Origin of the sequence: Arsenophonus endosymbiont of Apis mellifera, from assembly GCF_903968575.1 — a bacterium.
GTDB classification, from domain to species: Bacteria; Pseudomonadota; Gammaproteobacteria; order Enterobacterales; family Enterobacteriaceae; genus Arsenophonus; species Arsenophonus apicola.
Window position 1 is genome coordinate 1 of the sequence record NZ_CAJCFU010000055.1, and the last position, 13,141, is coordinate 13,141.

The 13,141-nt window shown below is 37.5% G+C and carries 10 protein-coding genes and 2 pseudogenes; 8 read left to right on the plus strand and 4 right to left on the minus strand.

The features are described 5' to 3' along the window. Positions 1 to 252: 252 nt before the first annotated feature. The 4 genes from H1X92_RS08410 (at position 253) to H1X92_RS08425 (ending at position 7,386) form a co-directional block, all read left to right on the plus strand. A complete protein-coding gene (locus tag H1X92_RS08410) occupies positions 253 to 876 on the plus strand; it encodes a recombinase family protein (RefSeq protein WP_006663401.1) in 624 nt (207 codons plus the stop codon). 56 nt (positions 877 to 932) lie between these two features. Further along, positions 933 to 3,911: a Tn3 family transposase gene (locus H1X92_RS08415; RefSeq protein ID WP_180558317.1), complete on the plus strand. Its 2,979-nt coding sequence runs from the start codon at positions 933 to 935 to the stop codon at positions 3,909 to 3,911. Between the two features lie 928 nt (positions 3,912 to 4,839). Continuing rightward, complete coding sequence (locus H1X92_RS08420; RefSeq protein WP_180559727.1) at positions 4,840 to 5,019, plus strand: transposase; 180 nt, start codon at positions 4,840 to 4,842, stop codon at positions 5,017 to 5,019. 522 nt (positions 5,020 to 5,541) lie between these two features. Beyond that, positions 5,542 to 7,386: a M10 family metallopeptidase C-terminal domain-containing protein gene (locus H1X92_RS08425; protein ID WP_180559728.1), complete on the plus strand. Its 1,845-nt coding sequence runs from the start codon at positions 5,542 to 5,544 to the stop codon at positions 7,384 to 7,386. A gap of 57 nt (positions 7,387 to 7,443) precedes the next feature. On the opposite strand, the pseudogene H1X92_RS08430 reads toward H1X92_RS08425, so the two are convergent. Then, positions 7,444 to 8,340, minus strand: a pseudogene (locus H1X92_RS08430) (integrase core domain-containing protein). Between the two features lie 114 nt (positions 8,341 to 8,454). On the opposite strand from H1X92_RS08430, the pseudogene H1X92_RS08435 reads away from it, so the two are divergent. The 3 genes and pseudogenes from H1X92_RS08435 to H1X92_RS15865 all read left to right on the plus strand — a co-directional run. Further along, a pseudogene (locus H1X92_RS08435) lies at positions 8,455 to 8,777 on the plus strand (Tn3 family transposase); the annotation flags it as partial. A 737-nt stretch (positions 8,778 to 9,514) separates the two neighbouring features. Continuing rightward, the gene (locus H1X92_RS08440; protein WP_180559729.1) at positions 9,515 to 9,877 is read left to right on the plus strand and encodes a hypothetical protein; all 363 of its coding nucleotides are present in this window, start codon (positions 9,515 to 9,517) and stop codon (positions 9,875 to 9,877) included. A gap of 148 nt (positions 9,878 to 10,025) precedes the next feature. After that, positions 10,026 to 10,217, plus strand: a complete 192-nt coding sequence (locus H1X92_RS15865) for a thermonuclease family protein (protein WP_225507742.1) — start codon at positions 10,026 to 10,028, stop codon at positions 10,215 to 10,217. A 106-nt stretch (positions 10,218 to 10,323) separates the two neighbouring features. Here the strand turns inward: H1X92_RS15865 and umuC are convergent, their stop codons facing one another. Then, positions 10,324 to 11,595 (minus strand): translesion error-prone DNA polymerase V subunit UmuC, encoded by a 1,272-nt coding sequence (umuC, locus tag H1X92_RS08450; RefSeq protein WP_180559730.1) that lies wholly within the window; start codon positions 11,593 to 11,595, stop codon positions 10,324 to 10,326. Between the two features lie 220 nt (positions 11,596 to 11,815). Between umuC and H1X92_RS08455 the strand changes: the two genes are divergently transcribed. Beyond that, the gene (locus tag H1X92_RS08455) at positions 11,816 to 12,655 is read left to right on the plus strand and encodes a GIY-YIG nuclease family protein (protein WP_180559731.1); all 840 of its coding nucleotides are present in this window, start codon (positions 11,816 to 11,818) and stop codon (positions 12,653 to 12,655) included. Positions 12,656 to 12,662: 7 nt separating this feature from the next. On the opposite strand, the gene H1X92_RS08460 is transcribed toward H1X92_RS08455, so the two are convergent. After that, on the minus strand, positions 12,663 to 12,842 hold the full coding sequence (locus H1X92_RS08460; RefSeq protein WP_180559732.1) for a Rop family plasmid primer RNA-binding protein: 180 nt from the start codon (positions 12,840 to 12,842) through the stop codon (positions 12,663 to 12,665). Positions 12,843 to 12,880: 38 nt separating this feature from the next. Further along, positions 12,881 to 13,141: hypothetical protein (locus H1X92_RS08465; RefSeq protein WP_233458146.1), on the minus strand; the 261-nt coding region annotated here is incomplete at its 5' end.

Here is a 13,141-nt window from a genome sequence, read left to right on the forward strand (position 1 = left end):
GGGGTGCGCTTGGAAAACGGAAAATATCCTACGCTAAGGCTATTTTATGTACAAATTGATATTGTCTAAATTCTTTTACCTATTTAACCACTTCTCTTTCACCTCATCATTGTAAACTCAAAACCTAACCACGCATGACATTTGAGTACACCCCATTGTCACAAGCTAATGGGTTGACATTTTTCTATTAGATCATTACTTATCTGTCATATACATTATGATCACCACTTAAACGTCATCAATGGGTGAAAAATGTACATTCATGGTTATCTCCGCGCATCAACAAAAGAACAGGACGCTCTCCGAGCTAAAAATAGGATGAAAGCTTTCGTTGAAGAAAAAGGGTTTCGCATGGCCAGTTGGTACACTGAAAATGTATCTGGGGCCTCACTCCAACGACCAGAACTTTTACGTTTGCTTGATGATGCAGCATCTGGTGACATTATTCTCATTGAACAGGTTGATCGTCTTTCACGCCTAGATGAAAAGGGTTGGGAAAAATTAAAACGTCTTATCCAGGAAAAAGACCTTATTGTTGTTAGTTTGGATCTTCCAACAAGCCATATAGCTCTGACGTCAAATGTTGGCGATGAGTTTACCTTTGTTATGCTTAAAGCTATTAACGGGATGATGTTAGACATGCTGGCTGCTATCGCTAGAAAAGATTATCTGGATCGTCGCCGCCGACAACAGGAAGGTATAGCAAAAGCTAAGGCGGTAGGTAAATTCAGGGGGCGTCAGGCTGACCATCAATTGCATGAAAAAATCATTGAACTTCGAGTAAATAATAGGCAGAGCATCCGAGATACTGCGAGGTTATGTGGTGTTTCTGAACGAACGGTTATACGCATTGTTAAACAGAAAACATTTTCTTAATAGGCTTATATTTTGAAAATCAGAGCGAGCTATGTCCGTATTCTGGGAGAGCATTGATGCCACGACGACAAATACTGAGCAGTGATGAAAAAGAACGTTTACTGGTTGTACCTGATGATGACATCCTGCTCGCACGAATATGTTTTTTAAATGAGCAAGATCTGATTCTCATTAAAAAACATCGAAGACCCCCTAACCGTTTAGGCTTTGCAATTTTACTCTGTTATCTACGAGGGCTGGGTTTTACCCCAGATAAAAATGCGCTTCCCCACGATGGTATTCTATCCAGAGTGGCAGAGAGATTGAAACTCAATCCTGATTTATGGCAAAAGTACGCTGCTAGAGAGGAAACCCGTTGGGAGCACCTTGCCGAGCTCTATCGCTATTTACAATTAGTGCCATTCAGTAAGCCTTTGCAAAAAATGTGCATTAGTCATTTATATCCTCATGCTATGCGAACCGACAAAGGTTTGATCCTTGCTGAAGAGATGCTCATCTGGCTACATAATAATAATGTTATCTTCCCTTCCATTGATGTGGTTGAGAGGACCCTTGCTGAAGCCACGACAATTGCGGATAGAGCAGTGTTTACAGCACTGACAACGCAACTGGAACCACAACATAAAACAGCCTTAGATAATCTGTTGATCTCAGGGGATGAACAACTAAGCCGTCTTGCTTGGCTGCTTCAACCTCCGGGGAAAATTAATGGTAAAAATGTGTTGCAGCATATTGATAGATTAAATGCTATTGAGGGATTGGCTTTACCTGAAGGTATTTCGCTTTCCGTTCACCAAAACCGACTGCTCAAATTGGCTCGAGAAGGTAGAAAAATGAATAGCAGGGATCTGGCTAAATTCTCCGAGACACGTCGTTACGCCATGTTGGTTTGTGTTATCTCAGAAGCAAGGGCCACACTGACTGATGAAATTATCGAATTACATGAACGTATCTTGGGCAGTTTATTCAGTAGAGCAAAGCGTACACAGGCCGAACGACTTCAAAAAACAGGAAAACTCATTCAGAGTAAGTTAAAGCAATATCTTACCGTTGGGCAGGCTCTGCTAAATGCACGAGAATCAGGGGATGATCCTTGGACTGCAATAGAAGGCGTACTTCCTTGGCCAGAATTTGTCGCCAGTCTGGAAGAAACACAGTTTTTAGCCCGAAAGGATAATTTTGAGCCTCTTAATCTGATCACCGAAAAATACAGTACGTTGCGTAAATATGCCCCCCGTATGTTATCAGCATTGCAATTCAAGGCAACTCCTACAGCGCTGTCACTTAGTGAAGCGCTTGAGACCCTTAAAGAAATATACCGAAAACAACTCCGAAAGGTGCCGCCATCCGCGCCCATAAATTTTATCCCTGAAAACTGGAAAAAATTGGTCATAACCCCCTCGGGGATTGACCGAAAATACTATGAGTTTTGTGTCCTTAATGAGCTAAAAGGCGCATTAAGATCGGGTGATATCTGGGTAAAGGGGTCGCGACGCTACCAGAATTTTGACGATTATCTTATTCCTTCCGCTGATTTTGAAAAATTACTCAAAGAGACTCAGTTACCACTCGCCATTCCAACAGATTGCCAAAAATACCTTAGCTCACGTATGGCGCTGTTATCATCACGTCTGGAAGAAGTGAATGCGATGGCGATTGCGGGAGATTTGCATGATGTTGATATATCAGAAAATGGTGTAAAAGTAACGCCACTTGATGACAGCGTTCCTTCAGACGTTTCTCCTTTTGCTGACCTCGTTTATGCCATGTTACCTCGCCCAAAAATCACTGAAATATTAGATGAAGTGGACGGTTGGAGTGGATTTACCCACCACTTTACTCACCTCAAAAATAATCACGTCAGACCCAAAAACAAAAAGTTGTTACTGACGACTATCCTTGCAGATGGTATCAATTTGGGGATAACGAAAATGGCTCAGTCCTGCCCAGGAACAACAAAATCATCACTCGAAGGTATTCAAGCTTGGTACATCAGAGATGAAACTTATTCAGCTGCACTTGCTGAGCTGGTGAATACCCAAAAAAAGAGCCCGCTGGCAGCCGTGTGGGGAAATGGTACAACGTCATCATCTGACGGGCAAAATTTTCGGGTTGGAAGTCATGGTCGATATGCAGGACATGTAAATCTAAAATACGGCCCAGAGCCTGGTGTGCAGATTTATACTCATATCTCAGATCAATACAGCCCATTTTATACTCAAGTCATTAGCAGAGTAAGAGATTCTACCCATGTACTTGATGGCTTGTTGTATCACGAAAGTGAATTGGAAATTACAGAGCATTATACCGATACAGCTGGTTTCACTGAGCATGTCTTCGCACTTATGCATTTATTGGGATTTGCATTCTGCCCTCGGATCAGGGATCTTCCTGAAAAGAAACTATTTATCAAAGGGAAAGCAGAACAATACCCGGGGCTACAGTCGCTGATATCCTCGACGAGTCTGGATATCCGGGAAATTGAAAAACATTGGCATGAGGTACTTCGGCTGGCAACCTCGATTAAACAGGGAACAGTCACTGCGTCGCTAATGTTAAAAAAATTGGCGAGTTATCCCAAACAAAATGGTCTGGCAAAAGCATTACGGGAAATCGGTCGTATCGAACGAACGCTGTTTATGCTGGATTGGTTTTGCGATCCTGAGCTACGTCGTCGAGTGCAAGCAGGTTTAAATAAGGGTGAAGCTCGCAATGCCCTAGCACGAGCCATTTTTATGCACCGGTTAGGCGAAATCAGAGATCGAGGTCTGGAAAATCAAAGCTATCGTGCCTGTGGGTTAACATTGTTAACAGCGGCGATTACGTTGTGGAATACCGTATATATAGAAAGAGCTATCGAATCTTTAAAACGAAAAGGAATTCAGATTCATGAGGCATTAATTTCTCATTTATCCCCTCTAGGTTGGGAGCATATCAATCTAAGTGGTGATTATATCTGGCGGAATAATCTAAAGTTGGGCTCAGGTAAATACCGTCCGTTGCGTGCAGTTAATATAGGTCGGTACAAAAAATAAGCTTAGCGTAGGATATTTTCCGTTTTCCAAGCTGACCCCATTACAGGCGTTTCATCACTACTCCGGAACCATCTGCCCCTGTGCCACGCATTTGTACTCAGGCGCTTGCAGGTTTTCTACTCGACGCTGCTCCCTTCGCATCGGGACGACAGGTTCCCACGTTCCATGCCAGAGCATGTGTTGTGCTCATGCTGTCTATATGCCGGATGCCGACCAGCCAGTAACCAGATAACCGCTGGACTCATCACGCACCGCTTAGAAAGCGCGCTTTTGACATCATCTTGTTCCTTTCGACACTGCATCTACAGTTCACTCTCGTTCATCTTCACAAAACATACATGACGCATCTGACTGGGCCTTTTCCCTGACGCTCACTACCACCGCTCTTAACAGCAGCACCTCAGGATAGTTTGAAGGCTGCGTCTGGACACCGCCTCCGAGGGGTAGACCCTTATCTCTCGCACAGCATTGCACCCTTATTTGCCACAGGGTGCATTCGTGGCACACCTACGCCGGTATCCGTTATTGCACTTGTAGTGGTCTAATAAAACTGTAGAGATTTATAGCTTATAATTAAGCAAAATCTTATAGGTATAAATATGACCCGAAAAGTAAAAGTAACCTTTAGCGGAAAGCAAAAGCTGGAATATGCAAAACTCATGGTTGAAGGTGGATATAGCAATATCTAAGTTGAAAAAATATCCGGTGCGGGTAAATCTGCCGTATCACGATGGAAGCAACAATATCTTGCCGAGTTAAATGGGAATACGCCTGTAAAATCAAAAGCGTTAACACCCGAGCAACAGCGCATACAAGAATTAGAAGTTCAACTTAAGCGTGCTCAGAGGGATAATGACATATTAAAAAAAGCCGCGGCTTACTTCATCCTCGACAATCAAAACTCAAAATCGTGAAGCAACTGAAAATCATGTACCCCAATTTTACGGTCACTGAGTTATGCCATCTTTTTGAAGTAAGCAGCAGTAGTTTTTATTATGAAACGAAAATACCGACAGTTGAAAATGAAAGACTGTGTGGCGAAATCAAACGTATTTTTTATACATCGGGTCAAATTTATGGCAAAAGACGTATTCAAGCCGATCCCTAGACGACGCAATTGCCGTCGCCCACATCTTCGCAGTTGTATATAGGCGATATATATCTACATGATCTATTTATAGCTCAGTATACATCTCTGGCTTTCGAAGCAGTAATCACTTCAATCTATAGTGCAAGTCCGTCAGGCAGATTAAGAGCCGCTACAATCAAGGATCATTCTTGACTAATTTAATATATAAATGCTCTTAGTGCTCAACTATACTAATTGACCTACCGCACTAACTATTACCAGACAACAATTTTATACTAATTCTATTTAATTATTGATGATATTATATTCTCTAACATGAAAAATTATCCCTAAAAAAATTATTTAACTATAAATTAGTAATTAAATAATTCATAAAAAAACTCAACTTAAATCTCAACTTAAATTGGTAAAATTTTGATATTTTTTTAAATTGACTATAATTAGATAATAAATAATTTTCAAATGAGTGTTTAAATAAAAGCACTATTAAGGAATTTTTTATATAACATTTAAATAAATTATAAACTACAGGTGCAAATTATGGGTAAAAGTTACATACATATCAAAACAAATGATAGTGAAGTAATTTCTGATATTTACTCTTATAAGGTTGAAGACAAGCCATCAAATGCAAATAGTAGTAAAAGTATTCAGAATACAAATATCCAACATAATAACTCTCATGTAAGATTCAAAATGCCAAGTGCTAATTTAGATATAGAGTACAAATTGCCTATAGATGAAATTATACCTCCTAATGTTAAAAATTTGGAAAATAAAATCTTTCCTAGAACTCAAGCAACTAGAGAATTATTAAATTATATAAATGAAAACATCCGTATCAACCATGATCAATATTATAATACTAAAAAATCTTTAGACAATATAAAAGCTGCTGAACAGATTTCAAGAGAAAATACCACTTGGAATGGAAGAAATATTCTTGGTTCATCAAGTGAAATAACATATTCTTTTAACAATTGGGATATTGCTAACTCAGAAGGAATTGTTCAATCAATCAGCTTAACAGATTGGCAAAAAGAAGAAATTGTTCAATCTCTAGCCGCATGGGAAGATGTGGCTAACATAAAGTTTAAATTTGTCCCATCTGATAATATAAATACTAATCTGCAATTCGGAAATATAAATAACAACAAAGATCAAGCATTTGCGTTTTTACCAAATACAAGTTATTCTGAAGGTCAAAGTTGGTTTAATATTCAAAATCATTCTGAAAACTTATATCCCCAATTAGGTAATTACGGTAGACACTCTTTTGTACATGAAATAGGTCATGCATTAGGGCTGTCTCATCCAAGTAATTATGATGCCTCACAGAATGTTAAAATAAGTTATTCAAAAGATGCAAGCTATTTACAAGACTCCAGACAATACACAGTAATGAGTTATTGGTCAGAAACATTTACAGGAGCTCAATTCAAAGGGCTATATGCGTCATCTCCATTAATTGACGATATTGGCGCTTTACAACGACTTTATGGAAAAAGTAACAGCAGAATTGAAGATTCTACATATGGCTTTAATTCAAATACAGGTAAAGATTATTACTCTTGTAACGATCCATTAGTACCAACAATTTGCAGTATTGTCGATTCTGGTGGGATCGACACTTTAGATTATTCCAAATATTTTTTTGATCAAAGAATTGACATAAATCCAGGAGCATTCTCAGATGTTGGTGGATTGATAAAGAATGTTTCAATCTCATACAGTACAGATATCGAAAATGTAATTGGAGGATATGGAAATGATCTTATTATTGGTAACACCCTTGATAATATTATAAAAGGTGGAGCTGGGGTTGACATAATTTATGGAGGTATAGGAGCAGACTATCTTTGGGGGGATGGAATTAATAAACAAACCTTAAATTTTAATTCTGCCTATGAAAAAATAAAGGCTAAAAATTATGATATATCAAGTTTGAACAAAGAAGAAATACAATTAATTGAAAGTCAAATCAATCAGCAGCAAAATATTTCAGCAAATATAGATAATCTTATAACCAATAACTCATCTAGTAATTTAACAAATCAAATAGCAACTAAATATGAAATAATTGAAAAGGACTATTTTGTTTATTTATCAACTGAAGAGTCAACACCAATAAAACACGATATCATCGTAGGGTTCCAATCTAGTATCGACAAGATAGATATTTCATCAATAAAAATGGTTAATAGATCACAGAACGAAACTAAAAATTATTTGATAGAAAATTTTTCATACACCGTGGGTAAAATAGAAGTTAAGGAATATTCAGATCATCTTTATAGATTATATATAAAAGGGGATCATGTAATCAGCGATTTTCTAGTTGATATAATAGGTACTTTTGATCCTAACGTTGATTTAGTAATTTAAATTGTATTAGTTGTGTCACTCAAAACCTCGGCTGACATTTGATCTTATAGACCTAGTTTATTTTTTTAACACTTCATAAGGCGTTTTACCAGCATGAGCTGAATGGGGACCGATGACAGTTATAAAAGGCTTCCCGTTCTGGTAATTTTTCATGTAAATTGACATCATCTTTATAATCAATTAACTAATAAAAATCCTGCTTATCGGTGAGATGAGAGCGCTCTACTTTCCCATTTAATCTGGGTGTAGCTGGCTTGATATAAACATGCTCCATACCTAAATCATGCACATGCCAATTGAATTTTGATTGAAATTCGTGACCATTATCAGTTCTAATAGTTCTGATTCTAAAAGGAAATTTATAAACGATATAATTAATAAAATTAATTGCTTTCGCCTTATTATGTCGTTCATAAATTTTAAGTGCTCTTATGCGCGTTGCATCATCTATTGCTGTATATTGAAAACGTTTGATTCTTTGCCCATCTGGCGCATAAAAAAATAAAAATCTCACATCAACCTGAACATGGTGACCGGGTACTTGTTTTTGATAGCGTTAAAATAAAGGCTTAAAGCGGCTTCGCTGATTTTTGAGGGAGTTGATTTAGCTTATTTCTTAGAAGGACATAGTAGCAGCCTGAGCGTGATATTTTTATGTTGTGAAACCGGAGAAGATACCAAGCTATCCGTTGGGGACCAAAATGATAAGTTGTACGCAAGTAAATAACGAGCCCCTCAATATGTTTTGCAACTCTTGTCGTCGGATTTTTCAGGGCAAGGTTTATTGTTGATTGAGCCTTTCTCGCCTTTTCGTTCGTAAGCTCTTTTCCATGTGTAATAGGTTTCTCTACTTATCCCAAAATGGCGACAAGTTTTAGCAACGTTTTTGCTCTCACGAGTATGATTTAAGATCTTTGTTTTGTGCGCAATATCTCGTTTAGCTTTAATATTCATAATATCTGACCTCAGACTACAATTAGAAAAAAATAATTGTCAACCGAAGTCCAGACTTTAATACATAAAATGCCTTAACGTAGTTCCCTGCACTTTACCGCAAACTACCCGACTTACCTCGACGATAAAAACAAACGGCGAAGAACATTGCAACAACTCAACCGTGGAGAGGGTCGCCACGCAGTGGCCAGAATGTCTTTCATGGTGAACGGGGAGAACTGACACAGGCTTACCGTAAAGGCCAGGAAGATCAGTTAGGATCGTCAGGTCTGGTGCTAAATATTATTGTTTTGTGGAACACGATTTACATGGATGCCGCAATTCAGCAGCTCAGGCATGAAGGTTATCCGGTTCACGATGAAGATGTTGAAAAACTGTCCCTATTGCTGTGCGGCCATATCAATATGCAAGGGCGTTATTCCATTACGGTGCCGTAATCCGTCAGTGAGGGTGAACTGAGAGCTTTCAATGAAGAACTGTAAATTTTTAACTCATCCGATTTGTTCACTTATTAAAATTTAAAAGTTGAATTATGGCAAAAACAGATTAAATTTGAAGGTGGAAATGTTTTTAAGCAAGATATCAAACATGAGTTAATAGAGCTTCGTAAGTCACCCCTATCAGGTCTCTGGTAGAGGTGTTTTTTTGTCCCCTACCTTCTCTTCAATTCCTTCAAAAAACAGCTCAGTATTGTATACAAGCGATTTTCAACTCTGTTTGGAAATATCTAAACCTGATCCACTAGATATTATTCGAACATTTTGTACTGCTAATTTATATTAACCAAGTAGATATTTGTGGATATTCGTGTTCGCTTTGAAAATTGGATGGTTTGACGAGCTCAAGGTATTGCAGATGCCGTTATTTAAGTTGCGAAAGATCATCGAAAAAACCTATTTCGAAAATTTAGGCGGTTCCGGCGTAGAACGCTCTAGTTGATCATCGATTGCCCAAAATTATCTCCTATCTATCAGATGAAAATTTTAATCTTAAACAATTGTATAACGTTTTGGCTTTGATCTCAAAGTTAGATAGCCCTCCAAAAATAAATTCTTTCAGAAGAAAAAATAGTTTTAGATAAAATCAAAAATAACTTATTGCTTGGGTGATATCAGTTATGTGATAGTGATATTGTTTTTTGAAAATACATAATCACCATTAAGAAGGGATAGATATGAGGATTTCATTAGCAGCTATGATGTTATCAACTCTTATTTTTGGTTGTACCAATAAGTGGGAAAAAAATACCGTTAATGCTGAAGACTTTTCTTTTGCGAAAAATCTTTGTAAAACACAATCAGAAAAAGAATTCCCCGTAAAAAATGAAAGGGTACAAGAAACAAAATTTGGATACCCCGATTTTTCAATATCAAGTGAGTCTTTTGGGAGAAAAGATAAGAAAGATGAAAATCAAAAACCTATGTTTTTAACAGAAACAAAGATTAAGGATGTTAATGAATATCAGCGTAATGATTTTTTTTATCGTTGTATGAATAAATATGGCTGGGAATTAAAGTTTAAATTGTTTTTACTTTAATATTTCTGGGCGTGTTGTTAACGTCGTTGATGGTGATACCGTTTTCGTCCTCACGGAAGGAAAACGGGTCAAAGTGCGCCTCATTGGTATTGATGCGCCTGAATTAGGTCAACCCTTTGGAAGACGCTAAAAACAAAACCTGCTTCACCTGAGCGCGAAAAAGCAGGTAGAAGTGATGACAGACAAAAAGGATAGGTTTGGACGTTGGTTGGGTACCTTAATCATTGAAGAAAAAAACATCAATGCCGAACAGATTAAATCCGGCTTGGCGTGGGTATATCGGTACCATGGGAAGGCGACTAATTTTGGGTTTTTGGCTCTCGAGAAAAAGGCACGATAAGCAAATATTGGACTGTGGTCATCTAAAAATCCCATTGAGCCATGGATGTGGCTCAAGCAGAAATATGGTAAAAAATCAGATTAAGGGATTGTGGAAATGGGTTTGTTTAACATTTAACAATAGCAGTCTGATTGATATCAGTCGTCCACTTCTGTGATAGGTATTGCCTTTTCATTTTCCAGGGATATTTTTTCTCTGCATTACCTTTACCTGCAAATCCAATTTGTGCCAGTGAAGAGCGATTAATCTCATCAATAAGTTGCATCAATATATCGCTATTTTTATAGGGTTTTTCTGTTTCAAAAAGGGAAAGCTGCTTCACACCAGAATCGTAAAAATCACTCAACATAACACCACTTTTACTGTATTCAATATCTGCTACCCAAATGTTATCTAATATATTGGTAGCAGCTTTTATGATATCTCGACTATCTTGAGTTGGGTAAGTGAGTTTTTGTGAGCCATAGCGATAAAAACCGCCGGTTTTTTTTGAGAATCGACTGCTTTGAATAGACACATTGATTAATTTGCAAAACTGCTTTTCTTCTCTTAATTTTTCGGCGGCGCGCTCTGCGCGGGCGCAGACACTTTGCCTAACAAAATCGAAATTAGTAATTTTATTACCAAATGAACGAGAACAGATTATCTGTTTTTTTGGGTTTTGTTGCTCTTCTAATGTTAAGCATGAAATACCGTTTAACTCTCTGACCGTTCTTTCTAAAACAACAGAGTGAAATTTTCTAGCCTCATCTGGCGGCAAGCGACTCAAATCTAACGCGGTATTAATATTAAGCAACTGGAGTTTTTTTGATAATTTTCGACCAATTCCCCAGACTTCAGCGACAGGAACAAGAGACATCAATTTTTGTTGTCTGTCCTTTAAACTTAAATCAACAACCCCCCCGGTTTTTTGCCATTGTTTTGCTGCAAAATTAGCTAGTTTAGCTAACGTCTTTGTTGTGGATATCCCTACCCCAACGGGAAGATGACAACGTTTCATTATTTCCTTTTGAAGGTAAAACCCAAATTCGGTCAAATCGTATGTAGAACTTACTCCAGATAAATCACAAAACGCTTCGTCAATTGAATAAATTTCCAGTTTAGGCACCAAAAAAGCCAATACTTCCATAACTCGCATACTCATGTCAGCGTAATATGTATAATTTGATGAAAAAACCGCAACGTTATTCTCTTTTACAAAAGATTCTATTTCAAACCAGGGTGCGCCCATTCGAATATGTTTTCTGGCATTTCTGGAGCGTGCGATGACACAACCATCATTATTTGATAGCACAACAACCGGCTTACCTTTTAATTCCGGCCTAAATACTTGCTCACAGGAGGCATAAAAACTATTCACATCGACTAACGCAAACATAAAATTTTTTACACTTATTGGCAATAAATAGCATATTCAGTGGGTGCAAGAAGCCATTCTAAACAACAGCTCTTCCACTGTATATTAAAGCAGTATAATATAACATGATTAGCAATCATTACCACTTTTTATTTCAAAAAAACATCTTTAAAGGCGTAAGTTGAAGGCTTTAAAACTAAATGATATAAACTAACGTTCTAAAAATTAAGGGAAAAATTTGATGGAAATCAGTAAAAACCAATCCACTAAACTAGAAGGTGATGAAGAAAAAAAACTAAAGACGATAAACTCCCGCATTCCCAATTTACCGGGTGTCTATTTTTTTTTCGGTGAAAATGAGTTTTTGCCAATCTATATTGGGAAAAGTATAAATCTTAAAAAAAGAGTCCTATCCCACTTTTATACAAGGAATATCAGATTAATAAATCAACTTAAATATATTCACTGGCAAACCACGGCAGGTGAAATAGGCGCCCTGTTACTCGAGGCTAGATTAATTAAACAATATCACCCCATCTTTAATAAGCGCTTAAGGAAACACCGGGAACTTTGTGCTTTTCAGGTTACAAACAAAAAAATTAATATTGTGTATGCGAAAGAAATTGACTTTTCGAAAGCAGAAAATCTATACGGTTTGTATAAAAATCGGTTTACAGCTTTAGAAAAGCTTAAATCCATTGCAGATGAAAATCATCTCTGTTATTGCAAACTAGGTCTCGAGAAGACGAGAGCATCTGGCTGCTTTCGCCTTCAGCTCGGCTTATGTCACGGAGTTTGTATTAACAAAGAAAGTCAAGAACATCATCACAGTAGGGTTTTACGCGCGTTTAAACAACATAAGTTAGCAGTTTGGCCTTACAAGGGCGCCATTGGTATTACGGAAAAAGGGGTTCAACAAACGCAAATTCATATCGTGAATAATTGGGTTTATTTGGGTTCGGTTGAAAATCTCAATGAAACATTAACATTTAATCATGCAATGGATAAATTTGACCGTGATATGTATAAGATTTTGTGTCGCTATTTATCAAAGAAGAATATCACTATCATTCCTTTGTGATAAATCTTTATTTTTTATCCAAACGTTGTCTTAATTTAAGATAAAGTACCTCTGCCATTTCATGCAACTCTTCGCACTCATCTGCACAGTCATCCAGATTAAGCTGATTGAGCTTATCCAAGAGGATTAAGGTTTGACTTTTGATAAAGCCCGCCATATTTAAGGTAGAGAGTTCTTGTTTTGTCATCGTTTGTTAAAGCGTTCAGTAATAGATTTGATATAAGGTTATTCTATACGATGATAAGGTTTTTTTCTTTTCCTTCGCTGTCTATCAATCGCATGGAGTTTGGCAATACCGCTAAGCATATCAGGAACGATTTCGGTTTTTTGGCCATGAAGATGATTACCTAATCCTCCCCAACGTTGAATAAGCAATAAATCACCAAATAAATCATAACAGAGTTCCGCTTCATACCAGCGTGCATCATTTTCCCAACGCCAAACTAACCTAACCATCAACAGGTTGTTGAAACGATTTATTAAGTC

Coding starts and splice junctions, on each gene's coding strand:
- H1X92_RS08410 (WP_006663401.1), top strand. CDS start 253: ATGTACATTCATGGTTATCTCCGCGCATCAACAAAAGAACAGGACGCT.
- H1X92_RS08415 (WP_180558317.1), top strand. CDS start 933: ATGCCACGACGACAAATACTGAGCAGTGATGAAAAAGAACGTTTACTG.
- H1X92_RS08420 (WP_180559727.1), top strand. CDS start 4,840: ATGTACCCCAATTTTACGGTCACTGAGTTATGCCATCTTTTTGAAGTA.
- H1X92_RS08425 (WP_180559728.1), top strand. CDS start 5,542: ATGGGTAAAAGTTACATACATATCAAAACAAATGATAGTGAAGTAATT.
- H1X92_RS08440 (WP_180559729.1), top strand. CDS start 9,515: ATGAGGATTTCATTAGCAGCTATGATGTTATCAACTCTTATTTTTGGT.
- umuC (WP_180559730.1), bottom strand. CDS start 11,595: ATGTTTGCGTTAGTCGATGTGAATAGTTTTTATGCCTCCTGTGAGCAA.
- H1X92_RS08455 (WP_180559731.1), top strand. CDS start 11,816: ATGGAAATCAGTAAAAACCAATCCACTAAACTAGAAGGTGATGAAGAA.
- H1X92_RS08460 (WP_180559732.1), bottom strand. CDS start 12,842: ATGACAAAACAAGAACTCTCTACCTTAAATATGGCGGGCTTTATCAAA.